The sequence below is a fragment of the Leptospira bandrabouensis genome (assembly GCF_004770905.1).
GTDB lineage: Bacteria > Spirochaetota > Leptospiria > Leptospirales > Leptospiraceae > Leptospira_A > Leptospira_A bandrabouensis.
In genome coordinates this window covers 189,614-210,236 of sequence record NZ_RQHT01000014.1, presented here as the reverse complement: position 1 = coordinate 210,236, position 20,623 = coordinate 189,614, and the positions used below count along the sequence as shown (strand labels likewise).

14 protein-coding genes are annotated in these 20,623 nt (G+C 39.3%); 5 read left to right on the top strand and 9 right to left on the bottom strand.

The genetic code is table 11. The features are described 5' to 3' along the window. Positions 1-145 precede the first annotated feature (145 nt). On the top strand, positions 146-526 hold the full coding sequence (locus EHR07_RS08130; protein ID WP_135744626.1) for a DUF2237 family protein: 381 nt from the start codon (positions 146-148) through the stop codon (positions 524-526). On the opposite strand, the gene EHR07_RS08125 is transcribed toward EHR07_RS08130, so the two are convergent. Both EHR07_RS08125 and EHR07_RS08120 read right to left on the bottom strand, forming a co-directional pair. Then, complete coding sequence (locus tag EHR07_RS08125; protein WP_135744625.1) at positions 523-1,776, bottom strand: phospholipase C/P1 nuclease family protein; 1,254 nt, start codon at positions 1,774-1,776, stop codon at positions 523-525. The two genes, EHR07_RS08130 and EHR07_RS08125, sit on opposite strands and share 4 nt — an antisense overlap. A gap of 8 nt (positions 1,777-1,784) precedes the next feature. Next, a complete protein-coding gene (locus tag EHR07_RS08120) occupies positions 1,785-2,591 on the bottom strand; it encodes an SH3 domain-containing protein (RefSeq protein WP_244288925.1) in 807 nt (268 codons plus the stop codon). A 153-nt stretch (positions 2,592-2,744) separates the two neighbouring features. On the opposite strand from EHR07_RS08120, the gene EHR07_RS08115 reads away from it, so the two are divergent. Continuing rightward, positions 2,745-3,617, top strand: coding sequence for a hypothetical protein (locus EHR07_RS08115; RefSeq protein ID WP_135744623.1), 873 nt, complete (start codon positions 2,745-2,747; stop codon positions 3,615-3,617). A 244-nt stretch (positions 3,618-3,861) separates the two neighbouring features. Here EHR07_RS08115 and EHR07_RS08110 read toward each other — a convergent pair whose 3' ends face one another. Together EHR07_RS08110 and ilvC are read right to left on the bottom strand one after the other, a co-directional pair. After that, positions 3,862-5,181, bottom strand: coding sequence for a thiolase family protein (locus EHR07_RS08110; RefSeq protein WP_135744622.1), 1,320 nt, complete (start codon positions 5,179-5,181; stop codon positions 3,862-3,864). Between the two features lie 52 nt (positions 5,182-5,233). Continuing rightward, complete coding sequence (ilvC, locus tag EHR07_RS08105) at positions 5,234-6,235, bottom strand: ketol-acid reductoisomerase (RefSeq protein WP_135744621.1); 1,002 nt, start codon at positions 6,233-6,235, stop codon at positions 5,234-5,236. A 240-nt stretch (positions 6,236-6,475) separates the two neighbouring features. Between ilvC and EHR07_RS08100 the strand changes: the two genes are divergently transcribed. Beyond that, the gene (locus EHR07_RS08100; protein WP_135744620.1) at positions 6,476-6,883 is read left to right on the top strand and encodes a hypothetical protein; all 408 of its coding nucleotides are present in this window, start codon (positions 6,476-6,478) and stop codon (positions 6,881-6,883) included. A 241-nt stretch (positions 6,884-7,124) separates the two neighbouring features. On the opposite strand, the gene EHR07_RS08095 is transcribed toward EHR07_RS08100, so the two are convergent. After that, on the bottom strand, positions 7,125-8,885 hold the full coding sequence (locus tag EHR07_RS08095; RefSeq protein ID WP_135744619.1) for a PP2C family protein-serine/threonine phosphatase: 1,761 nt from the start codon (positions 8,883-8,885) through the stop codon (positions 7,125-7,127). Continuing rightward, positions 8,882-10,759 (bottom strand): ABC-F family ATP-binding cassette domain-containing protein, encoded by a 1,878-nt coding sequence (locus EHR07_RS08090; RefSeq protein ID WP_135744618.1) that lies wholly within the window; start codon positions 10,757-10,759, stop codon positions 8,882-8,884. Before EHR07_RS08090 ends, EHR07_RS08095 begins: the two co-directional genes overlap by 4 nt. 143 nt (positions 10,760-10,902) lie before the next feature. On the opposite strand from EHR07_RS08090, the gene epsC reads away from it, so the two are divergent. Next, a complete protein-coding gene (gene epsC / locus EHR07_RS08085; RefSeq protein WP_135744617.1) occupies positions 10,903-11,769 on the top strand; it encodes a serine O-acetyltransferase EpsC in 867 nt (288 codons plus the stop codon). A gap of 1 nt (position 11,770) precedes the next feature. Here epsC and EHR07_RS08080 read toward each other — a convergent pair whose 3' ends face one another. From EHR07_RS08080 to EHR07_RS08070, 3 genes are all read right to left on the bottom strand, one after another. Continuing rightward, positions 11,771-13,294 (bottom strand): cysteine desulfurase, encoded by a 1,524-nt coding sequence (locus tag EHR07_RS08080; protein WP_135744616.1) that lies wholly within the window; start codon positions 13,292-13,294, stop codon positions 11,771-11,773. Continuing rightward, a complete protein-coding gene (locus EHR07_RS08075) occupies positions 13,281-14,216 on the bottom strand; it encodes a family 2A encapsulin nanocompartment shell protein (protein ID WP_135744615.1) in 936 nt (311 codons plus the stop codon). The genes EHR07_RS08080 and EHR07_RS08075 overlap by 14 nt, the downstream gene beginning before the upstream one ends. 139 nt (positions 14,217-14,355) lie before the next feature. Next, a complete protein-coding gene (locus EHR07_RS08070; protein ID WP_135744614.1) occupies positions 14,356-17,850 on the bottom strand; it encodes a PAS domain-containing protein in 3,495 nt (1,164 codons plus the stop codon). A gap of 56 nt (positions 17,851-17,906) precedes the next feature. On the opposite strand from EHR07_RS08070, the gene EHR07_RS08065 reads away from it, so the two are divergent. Continuing rightward, positions 17,907-20,516 (top strand): hypothetical protein, encoded by a 2,610-nt coding sequence (locus EHR07_RS08065; RefSeq protein WP_135746226.1) that lies wholly within the window; start codon positions 17,907-17,909, stop codon positions 20,514-20,516. Positions 20,517-20,623 lie beyond the last annotated feature (107 nt).

Here is a 20,623-nt window from a genome sequence, read left to right as displayed (position 1 = left end):
AAGTAAATATATGTATAGTAGATTGACTATGGGCTTTCCAAGACCTTTTGGTCGTTCTAGTGGGGGTGCAAACCCCCATCTTTTTTCTCACTTGAGTGCGGATTCGTCTTCCCAGAATTGATTCCTTTCCTAGTTTGAGATTCCTATGGAAATGGATGAATCAGTCAATGTTCTCGGTGGGCCTTTGGTGCCATGTTCCACACAACCGCTTACAGGTTTTTTTAGAGATGGCTGTTGTAATACTTCTGACGAAGATGCCGGTTCTCATACGGTTTGTGTATTGGCAACAGTGGAATTTTTGGAATCCCAAAAACAAAGTGGTAATGATTTAATCACACCTTGGCCACAATATGCTTTTCCCGGTGTCAAACCAGGAGAACGTTGGTGCCTTTGTGCTTCTAGGTGGTTGGAGGCTTATCGTCATGGGGTAGCTCCCAAAGTTTTTCTGGAGTCTACCCACAAACGTGCGTTAGAAATCATTCCCTTGGAATTATTGGAAAGATTTGCCGCCGATGATTTCGATTAGTTCCTTTTCAGAGCATCCAAATACGCTCTCGTATGTTTGGATGTATTGTGGAGGAGGGAACCGAGAATCTTATGGATCGGATGATCGGCATCATATAAAGTTTCGTATTTCGGAATTTCTAAATTTTCCAACTGTTCATCCATAGGTTCCCCAGCATCATAGGCTTCTTTACAAACATTTTCCCGCAGTCCATCCATACCTGACCAAATTGGTTTTTCTTTTTTGGAAAAGTCAGTGATGGAAGTGGCGACAGTATGATTCCAGTTTTTGGTTTCGATTAAGTTCCGAATCAAATAATACTGGTACTCTTCGATTAATGTATGTCTTCCCGAAACAAAACGAATCATATTTTCTTTAGGAGTTTGGTATCCTACAATAGAGACAAGTTGTACGCCAATTTGTTTGGCAGCACTGACCCTCGGTAATACGGAAGAATGGTAAGGTTGTGTTAGGTCTTGAATGTAATGAAGTGCCCAACCTGCAAAACGGTATCCCCAATAAGGATGGCCTGTTCGAAATGCCAAGTTGGATAACTCGGTAAATTGATGAATGCGGTATTCGGGATAAGTTCGTTTTAAAAATCCAGCAAGAGCAAAAATAATGCCAGGTTCATAATAGAAACCCATATGGAAGGGTGCTTGTGAAGAAAATTCAACAGCAGGATTTCCAAATGGTTGGTTTCCGAATCCATAAATTTTACCTACTTCGCTACCGCTATCTTCAAATAGATATAAATCCAAATCATAATCAGGTTCATCTGTGGCCGAAATCAAAACATCATCAGCACCAATCATTTGACCTTCTTGTAAGGATAAAAAGGTTTCGTTGATAAGTTTTCCTTTATCGTTTAAAGTGGTAAGTTTGTCCAAAGGTAGTTTTGTCCCACCACGTTTGGCAACAGATTGTATATAAAGCGAAGCCTTGTGGTTTGGGTTCACACGAAGTGCTTTATAAAAACTAACAATAAGATCTGTATCCTTTGTTGTTTTAGAAAACTTTAAACTTTCGTTAGTAGGAGTTAGGTGAGGAAGACGATTTTTTGCCCATTCTTCCGAAATAGACAAACTTTCTTGGATGGACGATTTTTCTTTTGATAAAAATGTCTTTAAAGATTCTACTTTGACTAAAGGGGTAGGTTGGCCTTTCCAATGGTCTTTTAAAATTAAATAGGTAATTCCTGCGTGGTTATTCCATGCAAAGACAGGGATAGTAAAAACAAAAATGGTGACGAAGCTGATTATTTTATTCATTGGTTACGTTATTTTCCTTTTTTTTGAAAGATCGTTCCATCCCAGTTGTATTCGGATTGGAAGTATTCATGGGAACTTTCATCATCGACATCAAAACTATGAGTTAATTCGATGATTGTATTTGGTTTTCCTTTGGTAAGTTTACGGTTGATTCTTTTGTCGGCAGGTAAATTTTCATTGGGAAAAATAAGCCAAGTTTCTGCACAAGAAGGAGGATCACAAGCACCAGGATTCCAAGAAAACTGTGGAACAAATTTTAGATCTTTATCTATTGTGAAAATTTGTTCGTTTGTATATCCGTATTCAATTTCTGAAAATATAAGATACCTTATTCCAAAAACGGCAACGGGGGCTGGTGCAAAGGATGTAGGTTGATAAATTGTATGGTTCCATCCTTCATTGCTCATGGGTCCAACGTCCCAACTGCCATTAGATATTATTTGATTGTTTTGGATTAGTTTTAGTTCCAGTTTCCCTAAACGTATACCTAGGTTTCGTGCTAATATGGTTTTGTCATTCCATTCGAATGAATAATCAGAGATTAATCCACCCCATACATATCCGATGTCTTTTTCAGATTGGATTTTATACCAATATTCTTTTACTGAATTCTGTTCTAAAATTTGGTTCGTTTTTGAGAGAATTTTGACAGAATCGCCTATAGAAAGTTTCTTTAAAACTTTAGAATTTATATTATTTGATTCTCTTAGATTGACATTATCACCAAATATTAGATAGGTGGAACCTTCGTTTTTTTCGTGTATGTAGTTGTCCCAGTGATTTTGAGCAAATATGGGAAAAACGAATAGAAACATTAAAATGCTGAGTAAAGATTTGTAACCCGACATAGTGCAAAAAATAGGGAACGTACTGTCAAGAGTCGATCTCTTTTCGAAAGGAGTGGTATTTTTCTCTAAACAGTGGGTCGACAATGAAAGTATAGGTTTTTCAATGAGGATGTTGGCTGGATGATATTTGCACAAGTAATGAAAGCGTATTCTGTAGAAGAAATACGATTGTTAGAAGAAAAAATGAATACCTATGAACATTGGGTATTCTTGTTAATATTACTTGTTGCCGTACTTGTCCTAGTGTCTGTCCTGCAAAGACTTACGATTGCAAAGTTAAAAAGCTTTGAATCATCAAAAACAAAATTAATTGCCAAAGGTTTTATCGCTAACGAAGATTTTGATCGTTTGCATTCAAGAGACGTGGCTATTGCCGACATTCATACAATTACCCAAACTCCAATTCACTCAGAGATGACGATAGGTGGTAAGGACTTGTTGTATCCTGGTTTAGTATTTAAGTACATCGTGAACATAGATACAAACAAAGTGATTACAATAGGGCAAAGGGAAGGAAACATTGTCACACGTTCAACGGATGTTTTAGACAATCACCTAACTATAGTTATAAGTGCAGATGATGTATCAAACTTGGAAATTTTATCTTATACTTTGGAGTTTAGAAGAGAAGGAAAGGTTTTATTGCAACTTCCTGGCGCGCGAAGTTTTCGAGAGATGGGTATGAAGGAAAAAATTCATGTATCTAAAACTCTTTCTTTTGATGGTGAATCTTGTTTTGAGTCTTTAAGTTCCAAATTTCCCATAAGATTTCGAATTGGAAGTCGAGTTAGTGCTGATGGCAAGTTTAAGTCGGGATATTTTGAATTTCATTTGTTCAGTAAAGATGTGTTTGAAAAAACAACCAACGGGACAAAACGAATCGAAAAACATTTTTATTTGAAGTTAGTTAAGATTTTTCCTGGATATGACACAGCGGGTCAGACTAAAGAAGGGCTTGTTCCTATGCTTGGGCGGTTTGGGGGTGGATTGTGAATCTTATATCCCCGCCCTGATTTGGGTGGGGAACTAGACCCGCCTCCCAATACCTACCTCTTACCACATCTTTTCCTTTCTTACAAATCCCTTTCTCAAAACCAAAAATTCTTTTCCAATAAGTTCATACTTTCCCAACGCTCGCCTCTCAATCCATTTCCCTCCCCAAAACAAAAAAGCCAAGGTTACCCTTGGCTTTTCCATCGATCTTTCGAACGAAACGTATCCGAATTTTAAATTCGACTTAAGCTCTTTCTACGATCATTGATCCTGCGATCCCACCGTGTGCACATGCAGTCACAAGTACCTTTTTCACGTCTTTGTTTTCTTCAAAGTCCATGATGGCGTTGTGAAGGAGTCTCACACCGGTAGCACCAAACGGGTGTCCAATGGAGATCGATCCACCGTTCGGGTTGATTTTTTTCTCATCAAATTTCTTTTCCCAGTCAAGACCAGTTCTAGATTTGATTTCTTCAAGAGCTGCTACTGCTGTGGCAGCAAATGCTTCGTGGATTTCGATGATGTCGATGTTTTCGATTTTATCACCAGTTTCCCCAAGAAGAGCGATAGTTGCTTCTGCTTGGCCAAGACCCATAAGGTTTGGATCCACACCACGCATGTTAAAACCATTCACATAAGCTTTTGCAGTAAGACCTAATTTTTTAGCCGCATCTTCAGACGCTACAATGATACCAGCCGCTCCATCAGAACGTGGGCTTGCATTGAAGATAGAAAGAGTTGGTCCATGAGATTTTTTTAAGTATTTGCTGTATTTTTCTTTGAACTGGTCAAATTTCATTTGAGGGTTGTCAAAGAGTAACATCGCACGACCCATACGAGTAGGGTTTTTCACAAGACCTTCACGAAGTAGAACTGCTTCATCAGCTTGTAACATGTTCCCTTCATCGTCTTTCACTTCCATAATATATGGTTTGTAACGACCTTCTTGAGTGGCATCAAAGGCACGTTTGAAAGATTCGTAAGCTACCTTGTCTTGTGTTTCACGAGAAAGTGTATAGTTTTGTGCGAGAATTTCTGCCGTTACTTGCATACCGAAAGAAGTTTCCCCATCACCAAGTCCGTCCTCGAGTGTATCACGAAGTTCCACACCTTCAGGAAGGTCATTTGGAAGAAGTTTTACAAGAGAGTCTAAACTGTTTGTTTTTTTGTTAAGACGCGCATTTTTTACAACAAATGGCATAGAAGTTTGTGACTCTTCACCAATGACGAGGAAAACTTTTCCTTCCCCAAGCATAATGCGGCGAGTGGCTTCCGCAACTGCTTCCAAACCAGATACACAGTTGTTGGCAACTGTAAGGCATGGAATTTCCATAGGAAGTCCAAGCAAGTTTGCAATCACACGTGCCGAGTTAGGTGCGTTAGAAAAACCTTCTCCCACGATCACACCGTCAATATCAGTAGGTTTTAATCCACTGCGTTTCATAACTTCTTCACCAACGATTTTACCGAGGTGGTGACCAGAGTACTGCGAGAGTGCCTTTCCAATTTGAGCAAAAGGAGTTCGTGCAGGTGCTGCGAGTACTATCTTTTGTGTTACTTTCATAAAAAATCCTTCTTTCCTTTCTTTAGACTAAAACTTAAGTTACCTTAAAAAATTACTTCGCAAGCCACTTCATCATCGAACGTAGTTTTGCTCCTACTGCTTCGATCGGGTGGGCCGCATTTTTTTCTTTGAGTTTTTTATACTCAGGGTATCCCGCTTTTGTATCAGCCATCCAACGTTTTGCGAACGCTGCACCTTTATCTTTTTGGATATCAGTGAGAACGTCTTTCATACGAGCTTTCACACCAGCATCAATGATACGTGGTCCGCTGATATAATCACCATACTCTGCAGTATCAGAGATGGAATAACGCATACGAGCCAGTCCACCTTCGTAAATTAAATCAGTGATGAGTTTCACTTCATGTAAACATTCAAAATATGCGATTTCAGGATCGTATCCTGCTTCGGTTAATGTTTCAAATCCACTCATAATGAGGTTTGCCACACCACCACAAAGAACTGCTTGTTCTCCAAAGAGGTCGGTTTCTGTTTCTTCACGGAAAGATGTTTCTAAAATTCCAGCTCTTCCCCCGCCTACTCCACTTGCGTGTGCAAGGGCGCGTGCTTTTGCTTGGCCAGTCGCATCTTGGTAAATGGCAATTAAACAAGGAACTCCACCACCTTCTGTGTAAACACGGCGAACCAAATGGCCTGGACCTTTTGGAGCTACCATATACACGTCTACGTTTTTAGGAGGAGTGATGAGATCGTAATGGATGTTAAACCCATGAGAAAAAACAAGAGCCTTTCCTTCGCTAAGGTTCGGTTCAATGTCCGCCTTATACATGTCAGCTTGGATGGTATCAGGAGCAAGGATTTGGATGATGTCTGCTTTTTTTGCAGCTTCCGCAACATTGTACACTTCAAAGCCAGCTTCTTTGGCTTCCTTCACTGATTTAGATCCATCGCGAAGTCCAATAATGACTTTCAAACCAGAATCTTTCATGTTTTGAGCTTGGGCGTGACCTTGGCTTCCGTAGCCAATCACTGCAATGGTTTTACCTTTAAGGAGATTTAGATCGCAACTGTCGTCGTAATAGATATTTGCCATGGATGGGCACACTTCCTGCGGAAAATTTAACTTATTTTTCCATCATTTTTAACTATAAGGAGGGAAACAAGAACGAATTAGGGCGCCTTTCCTTGCTGTCTCCGGACTTCGCGTTCGCTTCGGTCCTTCGGACGGCTAACGCCTCCTTCGCATCAAGGGCGCTTAGTGACATAATATTTTTTTCCCTTGGCCAGAAATTCACTTACCAGTCCAAACGATCGGCATAGGTGATATCCGCAAATGCGGAAACCCTCCATTGGGGAACAAGTGTTTTCGCCCTATACTGAACTCATGATGAACCGAATCAATTTTGAATCCATTGAGAAGTCGCACCACAAACGTTTTGTTAGGTGTATCCTTTCTGTTTTGTTTTTGGGTAGTTTGGCAATGTTGGGAAGCGGTTGTATCTCTCCTGACCTCGTCCATGACTCATACTATACGAGACACCCCAGCCAAAATGGTCACAACTACCACCAATACCCTTATCCCTACCAAGGTTCTAGAGGCGGCTATGGTGTTCCGTATCCTTACCACGGCGGTGGAAACCAGTTCCAAATCCCAAGGTCTCACGGTGGTGGTCACAATCCCTTCCATGTTCCCGCAGGAAGATACCATAATATGGGAAACCCAGGGAAATGGAGATTATAGAACTTGGGAAATTTAAACTTGAATACGATTTCTTCGGATTAAATTGACAAATACCGTACATTCTGTCCGAAGAAAAGGAAGGTTTTTTGCCGAGCGATTATTTTATCCAGAATGTTTCTTTTGTTTTTCGTATTTCTTTTCGTAAGTTGTGCCAGTCTTCTGTCTACCTAGTAGCGACTGTATCTGAAAAATCCTGTCTCCTTACCGGAAGGAATGAACATCCACAAACCAAAGAATAAATCTACGATTCAATCTTATCTTTCTCCTCGGTAATCCCCGAGTAACGTATGAGTCCGAGAGTCAAATCATCTTGAATGGCAGCAATTCCTCCAGAAAGTTGGATGACCGATTGGAAAACTTGGTCTTGGATTTCAAAAAGAGGAAGGCTTCGTATATCGCGAATTAAGTGAAGAAGTCTCTCCTCACCAAACATCTGTAATGATTCAGGTTCTCTTGCTTCAGTGAGTCCGTCAGTGAGCATAATAATCAAATCTCCAGTTTCTAATTGGAATCTCTCTTCTTCCGCAAGGATTTCGAAAATGGGGGTGATGATCCTCCCCATTGGTTTTAAACTTACAAGAGCACCCGATTTACGAATGATAAAAAGTGGAAAATGTCCTGCCCGGGCAAATGTGAGAGAACCCGTACCTGTATGAAGGTGGAGAAGGCTTGCTGTGACAAAATGTTCCCGAAGGTTGGGAATGATTTGGTGGCGAATGGATTCTAAATTGTCTTTTAGACCAACAGGATCTTGTTTCCATTTTTCCAGTGATGTTTTGACAAGTGCACTTAATAGGGCTGCAGGAATTCCGTGTCCAGAAACATCACAAATAAAAACACCTAACTCTTGTCTTTCGGGTTTCCAAACAATGTCATACAAATCCCCACCCACTTTCATCATGGGAATATTTTTAAAAAGGATTTCCACACCTTGTGGTGTAATTTCCTTTTGAGGAAAAAGGGATTCTTGGATGCGTTTTGCCATATCCAATTGTTTTTCAATTTCTGTTCTTTGTTCTTCAATGACAGCTGTTCTTTCTAGAACTTTTAGTTCCAATTCTTCATTGGCCTTTTCTTTTAGTTCATTTAAAACCTGTAAGGACTTTAAGGAAGCAAGTTGAGCTCTTTCCCTTTCCCTTGTGGCGGTGACAAGGAAGTAGGCAATCCCGCTGATACAAAACAAAAATGCATCTAAAAAAATTAGGGAATCGTTAATGGAGAGACCACTTTCATCTCTTCTTGCAAATACTCCTTTTCCTTCGATGGTCAATGTCACAGCAGTAAACGCAAGGACGACTGTGGAGAGTGTGGCTCCAAATTGACGAAAACGAATGCTTGTGACAATGACAAAGGGAATGGGTAAAAAGAGTAAGGGCCATTCATCGCTAAAGGCAATCGACCCAGATATATAGACTAAAATGATCCAAAGTAAAAGTTCGATTTGTTTGCGAAGTTCTAACTTTAATTTTGCTTTGGGATGAAACCAAACGTAAAGTAAAGGTGCAACGATGAGAAAACCGAGCATTTCTCCCGAAAACCATGTAAAGAATACATTGAAATACAGTTCAGAAGATAAAAAATCCCAGTACCATAAACTTGTGACACCTAAGATGGTGCTTACAAAAGATCCAGGAAAGGTTCCGATGCTTAGGAAATAAATTAAATCCTTTGTAGAATAAATGGGATCACTTTTTTCTGTGACTCGTTTGATGATTCGATAGTTGATATAACTGCTAAGGGTGTTTCCAATCCCTATAATAAACGCTGTTTGCATGTGCGGGTTGTTAAAAAAATTAGCAAGGGTTGCTCCTATATAAATTCCAGGCAATGCAACAGGACCAAGTAACAGAAGGGAAGCAAGGCCAACACCTTCTGGGGGCCAAACAGGAGAAACTTGGCTATTTAAGAAGGCTATTTTAAAACCAATTTGTGCTGAGATGAAGTACCCAATGAAGATGATGGGTGTCCAAATAAAAATTCTTGTATATAGGACTGTCTTCATTCGGATTGAAGCATTTCCCATTCCTCCATTTTGTAAAGAATTTCCGTTTCTATCTTTTGGATTTCTTCAGATATTTTCTGAAGTTCTGTATGATCATTTGCGAATGTACTCAATTTCTTTTCTAATTCTAATTTTGATGATTCGAGTTTGGCAATCTCTGATTCTAACTTAGAAAGTTTCTTTTGGTCTTGCTTCGATTTTTGTGGTTTTTCCGTTGTCTGTGTGGCTTGCGGAACTACAGTCAGTTTTGGGGAACTTGGTTCGTTTTCTAATTCTAAAGTATCATTTTCTAAAAAGGAGGAAAATGTTCCAATGTAATGGTCCAGTTTTCCTTCTTTGCGAAAGATAAGTAGGCTTTCTGCTGTGCGGTCTAAAAAATAACGATCATGCGAAACAATCACAACGGTTCCTGGAAATTCATCTAAAAAAGATTCTAAAACAGAAAGTGTTTGGATGTCCAAATCGTTAGTTGGTTCATCTAAGATGAGAAAGTTTGGACCCGTCATCAGGATCTGAACGAGGAAAAGCCTCCTTCTTTCGCCTCCCGAAAGTTTGGCGATGGGAGTGTATTGTAATTTCCCATCAAATAGAAATCGTTCTAACATCTTTGAGGCGGAAATTTTTTCACCAGATTCGGTTTCAATCATTTCACCGGCTACATCTTTAATATAATCCAGTACATTTCGTTCCAGTGGAAGTTCAGAACTGGTTTGGTCAAAGTATCCCACCTTGGTATTGATCCCTGGTTTGATGTATCCACTATCAGGTGTAAGGCGGCCTGCCATAAGATTGAGAAGTGTAGACTTTCCAATTCCGTTTGGTCCAATGATTCCCAGTCGTTCTTTGGCTTTAAAAGTATAAGTGAAATCATTGATGAGTACTTTGTCGGCTATCCCCTTTTTTAGATTATGGATTTCTAAAATGGTTTTTCCTTGGCGTTTGGCGGCCACACTCAGTTCTAAGTCTTTTTGTATTTCTCGTTTTTCTCTGTTTTGGAGATCACTGGCACGATCAATCCTTGCTTTTTGTTTGGTGGAACGTGCTTTGGGTTGGCGTTTCAACCACTTCACTTCTTGTTTGAGGAATTGTTTGATTTTATCTTCTTGTTTTTGAAGGGTTTCTTCTCTTTCGACTTTTCGTTCTAAATAAATAGAATAGTTTCCTTCATAGAGAAAATGACTGCCACGATCCAGTTCCAAAATTTTAGTTACAATCCGATCCAAAAAATATCGGTCGTGTGTGATGAGTAAGATGGCTTTGTCGAGCCCAGCCAGATATTCTTCTAACCATAAAATAGATTTTACATCTAAGTGGTTTGTTGGTTCATCTAAGATCAGTAAATTACTTTCATCAATGAGGGATTTAGCAAGTTCTACTTTCTTTAACATCCCACCAGACAACTCAGACATTTTTCTTTCTAATTTTTCGACACCTAACTCTTTTAATATGGATTTAATCTGTTGTTCATAATCCCAAGCAGAAAGCCTGTCCATTTCTTGTGAGGCATTGGTAAACTCATCATCAAGTCCTTCTTCCCCTTCACTCATTCGTTCGCAGATATCTTCATATTTGCGGATGGTTTTGACTAATTTGTTATCACCTTTATAAATATGATCGAGGATGGTTTCCTTAGGATCAAAAATGGGGTTTTGATCGAGGATGGAAATTTTAAGGTTATTGTTTTTGATGATTTGTCCAGAATCGGTTTCTTCTTTTCCCAGAAGTGCACGAAGGAGGGTGGACTTACCCGATCCATTGATCCCCACAATGGCGAGTTTTTCTCCTTCACTGATTGAGAAGTCGAGATTTGAAAAAAGTTTTTTTTCGCCGATGGTTTTGGAAAGTTTGGATACGGAGACTAGCACAATGTCCATGAGATGGAATGAGGCCCATTCGGACAATCGTATTCAATATTTTGTTATGAATGTACATCTGATTTATCGACTTTGGCTTGGATTTTAAGACCTAAGATTTTTTCGCATTCTCCCTCTCTCCTACCGAGAACTTACTAGCATATATGTTATCGAATGGACAAGATGAATTTTATACTTCGATCCTCGGTCGGCAATCCATCCCCGAAACTGTGGTTGGTGGCAAACAAGTGGCCAGTCGGTTTTTGGAAGAATTGTTTTCGATTCTTTTTTCTGGATACCATTCCGAACGTAACTTTACTTCTAAAGACCAAATCATCGACCAGTTGGAACTCTTTCGTATCCGTTGGAAAAACTTACTAGAACCTTACTCTTCTTATGCGGATAGGGAATTTGGAAGGATCATTCCTTTGGATGATATTTTACATAACTTCATTGCCAAACTTCCTGGATTGTATCAACGGATGTGGGAGGATGCGGAAGCTGCTTTTTTAGGAGATCCTGCTTCTGAAAGTATCCACGAAGTGATCCTCGCCTATTCAGGGTTTTATGCTGGTGCTGTCCACAGAGTGGCCAATTATTTTTTTAAGTCTGATTTGCCTATTTTTCCAAAACTTTTATCTCGTGTGGCACATGAAGCAACAGGGATTGACATCCATCCTGGTGCCGAAATTGGTAGGGCATTTTTTATGGATCATGGAACAGGAATCGTGATCGGAGAAACCACACGTATTGCCGACAATGTAAAAATTTACCAAGGAGTGACTCTTGGAGCACTTTCGGTAAACAAGTCTTTGGCGAAACAAAAGCGCCATCCTAGCATTGAAGAAGGAGTTGTGATTTATGCAGGAGCCACCATCCTCGGTGGGGAAACTGTTATTGGAAAACAGTCGATCATCGGAGGGAATGCTTGGATCACCCAAAGTATCCCTCCTTATTCGGTTGTGTATCAAAAATCAGAAGTGAGAGTCCGAAGTGCAAATGAAATCCAAGGATTGGATTTCACCATTTGAACTAAAGGCCAATCCTATTCCGACTTCCTAACCCGTACAACACTCGGATGAGTGCATCAATGTCCTCACAAGAATTGTAAAAGGCAAGTGATGGCCTGACTGTTGATTCCAATCCAAACCTTCTTAAGATCGGTTGGGCACAGTGGTGGCCTGCACGTACGGCAATTCCTTCTTCGGCGAGTTTTTTTCCGATCTCTTCTGTTTTGAATCCACCTACCACAAAGGACAACACTCCCGCTTTCTCCTTAGCAGTCCCGATCAAACGCAAACCTGGAACCTTTAACAATTCTTTGGTGCCGTATTCCAATAGATCATGTTCAAAGGCTGAAATTTGTTTCATCCCAAATTGGTTCAGATATTCAATCGCTGCTCCAAGTCCTACCGCATCAGCGATGTTACCTGTTCCTGCTTCAAATCGAAACGGTGCCTCTTGGAACGTTGTGTGATCAAAGTTGACATCTTTAATCATATTCCCACCACCTTGCCAAGGAGGTAAACTGTCGAGGATGGATTTTTTTCCGTAAACCACACCAATCCCGGTGGGTGCAAAGAGTTTGTGGCCACTAAACACAAAGAAGTCACAATCGATTTCTTGTACATTCACTGGCATATGAGATACGGACTGAGCTCCATCCACAATCACAAGAGCACCTACTTTATGAGCCGACCTTGTCATCTCCTCCACAGGAACCACGGTTCCCAAAGCATTGGAAACTTGCGTGATGGAAACAATTTTTGTTTTGGAGTTTAACAGACGTTCGTATTCGCTTAGGATGATTTGTCCAGAGTCGTCCACGGGTGCCACTTTCAACTTCGCACCTTTTTTGGCACAGACCATTTGCCAAGGAACAATATTGGCATGGTGTTCTAAGTGGGTGATTAAAATTTCGTCACCAGCTTGGATCTGTTTGTCGGAGAGTATATTCGATAGGAGATTGATTCCTTCCGTGGCTCCCCTCACAAAAACAATTTCCTCTACACTCCCTGCGTTAATAAATCCTTGGACCAGTGACCTTGCTTTTTCATAGGCATCCGTAGATCTTGCTGCCAAAGTATGGGCTGCACGATGGATATTCGAATTTTCATGGAGATAAAACTGAGATAACCTTTCGATCACCGAAGTTGGTTTTTGTGTTGTCGCTGCATTATCAAGCCATACCAAAGGTTTTCCGTTCACAGTTTCCGTAAGGATAGGAAAATCTCTTCTGGCTCCCACCAAATTACCACCACCTGGCTGTGGTATGTCGAAAGTGGGAAAGGACTGAAAATCAGAATAGGAAAAACCTGTGTCTGTTAATTTTAAATCTTCTAAATAAGGTAAGGACTCTTTTTGTAAATTTTGCGAAGGTAAGTCATTTGATAAAAAACCCGCTGTGGGAACGTTACTACCACCAAACGATTGTAAAACTCCAAACATTTCCTTCGCCATTTTTTCTAGTGTTTTTTCATCAGGAAATGGAAAAGAGGATACATTCCCAATTGAGTCCGGCTTTAGTTTTAAAAAACTCGGATCATTGGTATTCATAATAATTTCCCACATCGACATTGTCTAGGGCCGCAATGGCATCGTCAGTGAGTATCGCTGCCGAGCAGTAAAGAGAAATCAAATAAGAACCAATGGCAGATCGGTTGATCCCCATAAATCGAACGGAAAGTCCAGGAGTTTGTTCACCAGGTAAATTAGATTGGTATAAACCCACAACCCCTTGCTTTTTTTCACCCACTCTTAGAAGTAAAATGCTGGAGGTTCCGGATGCGACCTTCGGATTTGTTTCTCCATTCACAAGAAGTTTGTCTGTAGGAATGAGTGGTAGTCCTCTCCATGTGAGAAATTGTGCACCAAACAATGTGACGGTGGCCGGTGGAACTCCTCTTCTTGTGCATTCACGGCCAAAGGCAGCAATCGCAAGTGGATGTGCTAAAAAGAATGATGGTTCTTTCCAAACCTTAGTAATTAAATCATCCAAATCATCAGGAGTCGGAGGTCCTTTGCGAGTGCTGATTCTTTGGTGAGCCGGAACATTTTTTAATAATCCATAGTCTTCATTATTAATAAGTTCTAATTCTTGTTTTTCTTTTACACTTTCAATCGCCAAACGAAGTTGTTCATTGATTTGTTCGTGGGGAGAACTGTACAAATCGGAAACTCTGGTTTGTACATCAAGGATAGTCGAAATTAAACTAAGAGTGTATTCACGTGGTTTTTCTTCGTAGTTAACAAATGTTTCAGGAAGTTCTTGTTCTCCTTTTTGCCCACAAAGTACATCCACTTGTGTATTGGATTTTACTCGGTTGACACGAAGGACTCCGGCTTCTAAAGGTTTCCAGTCGAGTAACCTAACTAAAAAACGTGGGGTGATGGAACCGTACTGTGCGTTTGTTTTTACCGTATTTGCCAGTTGGCGGGCGGCTAAATCTCCCAAAGCATGTTGTGTTTGTTCTGCCATAAATGACCTCTTTTTTGGAAATGGATCATTAACGGTTGATTCCTTTCGATACCCCGAAAACGAGAATCGATAAGAACAATGAAAATTGGGTTAAGTTTTGTGTGGTATATTGTGGAAGTTGATCAGTAGACTAAACAACCTAATCCAATCGGAGCCATTGTTTTATCTTTTCGGCAATCGTTTTTAAAACAACAGGTTTGGAAATGTAATCGTTCATTCCACTTTCGAGGCAACGTTCTTCCTCTCCTGATAAAGTCCCTGCGGTCAGTGCAATGATGGGAACCATTTTCCCATTAGCTAATTTTCTAATTTCTTTGGTCGCATCATAACCGTTCATTTCTGGCATCTGTACATCCATCAATACCAATTGTGGTTCTGTTTGAATGAAGTTTTCTACTGCTAACGCTCCGTTCTCAGCTTCGATGATGATGGTGCCGGGTAAAGATTTTTGAACAATAGCTTTTGTCAACATCATGTTTACGGGATTGTCTTCTACAATCATGATCTTAATTTTTTCATTGGTTAGGATGGGGGAAACAGGTTCATAATTGGCTGTTAAAACCTCTTGGTTTTTTCCCGAAACGAGTTTGTCTAAACTCTCATACAAAATATTGGTTTGAATGGGTTTCAAAAGAATCGATTGAATCCCAAGTTCCTTTCCACGTTTGTAAATACTTTCATCATTGGAGGATGTATGAAGGGATAAAAATGGTTTTCTTAAATTGTTTTTTTTGACAGTTTTTAAAAGGTTTTCTAGGAAATCTAATCCATTCATTTCTGGCATGTTAAAGTCTGAGATCACAACGTCGTATAAGGAACCAGCTGAAATTGCATTTAAGGCTTCTTTTGCAGTTCGAAATCCGTCCACTTGGATTCCTTTGTAATTTAACATCTCTCGGACAACCAGTAAGTTGGTTTCATTATCATCTAAAACCATTACTTTTTTAATTTGTTTTAACTCTGGTTCGGTGTTTCTTTCGTTGTCGGCAAGAGTTGTGATTTTGAAAAAGAAACGAGAACCTTTATCACGTTCCGATTCCAGTTCCATCTTAGAATCAAATAAGTTTAGCAATTTGCTGGAGATGGATAGGCCGAGGCCTGTCCCGCCAAATTGGCGTGTGGTGGAAGTGTCAGCTTGAGAAAATACTTCAAATATTTTTTCTCTATTTTCTGGGCTAATCCCAATTCCAGTATCAATCACTTCAAATAGAAATTCGTATTCGTTATCGTCCTTTGGTTCTGCAGAAATTTTAATTTGGATTTCCCCTTTTAGGGTGAACTTTAATGCATTTCCTATCAAATTCAAAAGAATCTGTCTTAACCTAAGTGAATCGACAAATATATTTCTTGGAACTTTGGGTGAAATATTGAGAATAAGTTCGAGTCCTTTTTCGTAAGCTTTGTGTTTTACGATCTCTGCAATTTGATGGAGAAGGTCATAAATATTCACACGTTCTTTGTAAAGTTCCATTTTTCCAGATTCAATTTTGGAAAAATCTAATATGTCATTGATTAGGTCGAGCAGGGAACTAGCAGAAAGATAGACAGTTTCCATGTATTTTTTTTGTACTTGGTTAAGTTCTGTTCGCATAAGAAGGTCTGAAAATCCTATCACTCCATTGAGAGGAGTGCGGATCTCGTGACTCATATTGGCAAGAAAGTCTGATTTTGCTTGTGAGGCTTTTTCTGCATTTTCCCGGGCCACAATAAGTGCTTTTTCCAATAACTTCCGTTCGGTGATATCTGTGTGGGTTCCAATCATGCGGAGGGGTTTGCCATCTTCTGTCCACTCAATGACTTTACCACGATCCAAAATCCATTTATAGGATCCGTCTTTACATAACATTCGATGTTCATTTACGTAAACCGCAGTTTCTCCATTAAAATGTTTGTCTAAGTCGGCAAAATAATTTCCTTTATCTTCTGGGTGAACTCTGGATTCCCATTCCGATATATCGGAGCCAATTTCATCTTCCGAATAACCTAACATATTTTTCCATTGGTTGGAAAAGAAAACTTTGTTTGTGATGGCATTCCAATCCCAGATTCCATCTCCTGAACCTTCCAAGGCAAATTGCCAACGGCTTTCACTGGCACGTAATGCTTCTTCTGTAGCCTTATGAGCGGAAATATCAATTCCTATTCCCAGATAACCAGTGATTTCTCCATTATTGTTTTTGGTAGAAGTGACAACAAGTTGGACAGGAAACTCAGTTTTATCTTTACGAACATAAGTCCATTCTCGAGAATCATACTCACCTAACTTTGCTTTGTGGATAAAAGTATCAAATCCTGAAATGGGAATTCCAAATTCACTTGTCAATGCAGCGGAACGGGCTTCGATTTCTTCCTTTTTATGAAAAATCGCAGGTGTCGTTTTGCCAATAATCTCTTCGGCACCATATCTTAAATGGTATTCGGCACCTTTGTTAAAATGAGTAATGATTCCATTCGTGTCAGAACCTATAATGGTAACATGAGTAGTTGCATCCAAAATGGTTTCTAGTTTTGAAAGTGCATCTTCTCTTTGTTTGTCTAAGTTTACGTTTTTTGTGATATCTTGAAAACTACCAAATATGCGAACACATTTTCCATCTTTAAAGGTAGAGTGTCCGATAGCTCTCGCCCATTTAATTTTCCCTAATTTGGTTTTGATTTGTAAAACTAAATCGTAGGATGTGCCTTCAGTAACTGCTTTATTGAAAGCATCTATTAACATTTGTTTGTGTTCTTCTAGAGGATAAAAATCAAAAGCAGTTTTTAGGTCTGGGATATAATCATCGGGTACCTCATGAATTCTTTTGGTTTCTTTGGCCCAAAATAGAGTGTTGTTGATTAAGTCAACATCCCAGGCACCGACATTGGCCGCTGCATTCGTTTCTTCGAATAAAAGTTTGATACTAGCAAGTTCATCTCTTTGTTTGATGACTTCCAATTCCTTATCTTTTCTTTCAGTAATATCGATCAGGTAAGAAATTTTTTCCGTAGGAATGGAGTTGAAATAACTTACAACACTATAAACAGAAACATAAATGTATTTTCCGTCTTGTTTTCGAAATTGAAATTCCCTTTGGTAAGTGTTGGCTTTGTTTTTTAAATGTTCTTTTTCTTCTTCCTTAGCTCTTTCTTTATCGTCCGGGTGAATGAGATCATCCGGTTTTAACATCCCTTTTTTAAAGTCACCGGTTTGGTAACCGAAGTTTAAAGAAACGTTGGGAGAAACATAAGTTGTTACAAACTCCGTATCATACTTATAACGAAAGATGACATAAGGTCCACTGTCTAAAATTACATTTTCAATGTTAAAGTTAGGTTCTCCGCGGAGGATGACTCCAGGTTTATTTTTGAATTCTAAGTAACGCCCGGAAACGCGAAATGGATTTCCCAGTAAACTTGTTGTAAACTGAAAAGGCGTTCTTTTGCCCAAAGTTTCTTGGCATAAATTTACAAGGATCATTGCATCCCTTGGAGAGATGTGGAGGTCGTTGATATGTTTTCCGACAGAAATGGAATCCGGTGGCAGATAAAGATTGGGTGAGGTGCGGGAAAATTGAATTTCTAAAAATGGATCCAGGTAGATTAGGAATTCGTCAAAACTCTCCACAATGGATTGGTAGTTGAAACTTTCTGCCATGAATTGTTATGTCACTTGACCAAAACGATTGGTCCTAAAGAATAATGGATACGATGATGAATCGCCTGTCACTTTCTATTTTTCTTCTGTGTATTTCCACCATTCCCGTTGGAAACTTGATGAGCCAAACCCAAAGAAATCATGGTTGGGTGGTTTCGGGAAATTCCTCCAAACTCCTCATCCAAGGAAAAGAAATTTTAAATTCCAAAGATGATTTTCGATTCAAAGCACCTGAAGGGATGAATCAAATCCAGGAAATCGATTATTATCTGATGTTAGGGGAGTATTACCTTCGCAAAAAAGATAAAGTGGGGATAGCTAATATTCTCTATGATTTGCGTACCAAAAAAGGTGAGTATGCATTTGCCGATTCATTACTCACTTCTTTATGGAAACAATCACAAGGGGAAGAAGTTCAAGCAATTAAAATCCTTGATACTTACGTTCAAAAAGAACCCAATACTTACTACCGTAATCTAGCCAAAAATATGCGGACCAATCTTTTTCAGACAGGAGAAGATGAAAAAAAATCTATGGTTCGTATGGATTGTCAAAAGACCAAACCATATTATTCGTTATGTCGAGTTTTTCGATTACAATACTACATTGATCTTCCTTCCGGTAAAGAGAAGGATATGCATAAACATTTTGTGAATATTATGCGGGTTAGTTCTCCTTTTTTTGAAGATCCAAATTTAGAATGGATTCCACTTCTTGACCGAATCGATGAGGATCTTCCCGCCAAACTAACATTTCTCGGATTTGTGAAAGAAGGAATTCATTTACAAAAAATGATTATGGATTTGGAAAAAATCACTGACGGGTTTATCAGTGAAAATTCAAACGAACGAATGGCTTTTTTCCAAATTCTCTCTGGAGATTATTCGGGAGCCGAAGAGTCTCTACTCAATTTTCTGAGATTGGCAAAAGGTAAAAAGGCATCAATTCTCAATAGGATTTATGTGAAGTTAGGTGCACTTGCCTATATACAAAAAGATTATAAAAAATCTTTAGATTATTATTTAAAGTTAGATTTAACGAACTGGTCAGCTGATATCCATCATCCCTATTTAAACGAACCAATGTCGATCAGTGGAGTTAAAGATTTAATTTCAGTAACCTTATACAAAGTTAGTGGGGCTGAAGTCGCTCTTAAAGCATTACAAAAAATCAAAGATCCTGAGAAACTAACAGAGGCAGATATTTGGCCAAAACTTAGGATTTCCCAAATGTTAATGGACCAAAATCCTGAGTTATCCTCTCGAATGACCGATGAAATCATTTATATGGCTCAGGAAAAAAAATGGAGAAGGTTGGAGTATGCCGCCACCATTTTGCAAGGATACAACCAAATATATAGAAAGGAATTTCGTAAGTCTACAATTGAACTCACAAAGAGTAGGGGAATTTTGGATGAAGAAAATGCATTTTATGCGGCCGAGTTTCTTCGTAATTTTGGATTTGTATTTGCTCATACTGCTTCCGGCAAAAAAGGCCCAGTGAATGGAAATATCCGTGATGGAGTTTCTGATTATCTGCAAAACAATCTTTATGAAGATTTGTATTATATTCGTAATTATAGGCCCTTAGCTTTTTCTACCGATTTGTTTTTCGAATATGCACTTAGTCACTTACGAGATGATAACGATGTATGGGGACTTTTGGATTCTATTTACAAATACAATTCAGTAAAGTGGTCCCGTAGTTTAAAGGGAAGTCCCCATTCTCTATTTCAAATTCAGTTTGTTGATAAACAATTTCAATATCTCTCTGGTTTTTCTACAACAAGAGAATCCAAGTTTTTTGATTCTACTTATGCGGATAGTCGCGAAACGGAGAGCCAAATCCAAAGGAAAAATGAAGAAGAGTCTGTTCGCAATTTAGAATCTGCCAAACATCCCTCAGTTCTTTTATTACCTTACAAAGAGGAGTTTTATCTTTTCACTTTTAATCCAAAAGAATCCAAACGAAACCAACTGACTTGGAAAGTCATTCGTTCCCAAAGGCCAGACACATCGGAGGTCATTGATTCCGTAAGGGAGCTTGTAAGTTCTAACAAAGAAAATGAAACGGTACAGATTTATTTAAACGAATCTGGTGCTTCTCTCATGCGAACGCTCAAAAAAGAAATGAAGGATACAGGATTTGTATTTTTCTTTTCGCTCCAACCAGGTTCGGATCCGCAAAAACCTTTAAACGTGTTTTCTTGGAAATGTCCTCAAAATATGCGTTCATTGGAAGGGAAAGGTATGAATTTAGTGGATACCGCATATTTCGAAGGTTCCCGTATTTTAAAGGAAAAAGAAAGATTACACCTTTGGGATTTCCCGACAAACACGGGTTCTCTGAACTCTGTGGCCAATCTTACTTGGTCTTGTAAGTCTGAAACTGGTTCTTTTGAAGAAATACCTTTTCTAAAATTATTCCGTCGGATTGATTATCGAACTGTACCAAGGATGGTCGTTTACACCGAACGTGTGGTTGCGAAATCCTTTTCCGATTACACTTGGCATTACCAATGGCTGCATTTTTGGTTTCGTTCGGGGACAAAAAAAATCGGATACCTGCCGACTCTCCCTGTTTTGGATGCAAATACAGTTTCCAGCCTTGCCGATCCTTCCCGTTATCGCGAAGAAGGGGTTTGGATCTACGCCACTCCACAATAAAAGTGACATAATCATCGTTAAATCCTTGGATGGAAATCCCTAGAACTTCATCATTTCCGGTAAAAATCTGCCAAAATTATAGGCGACACTGGGAGATCGGTCCAAAA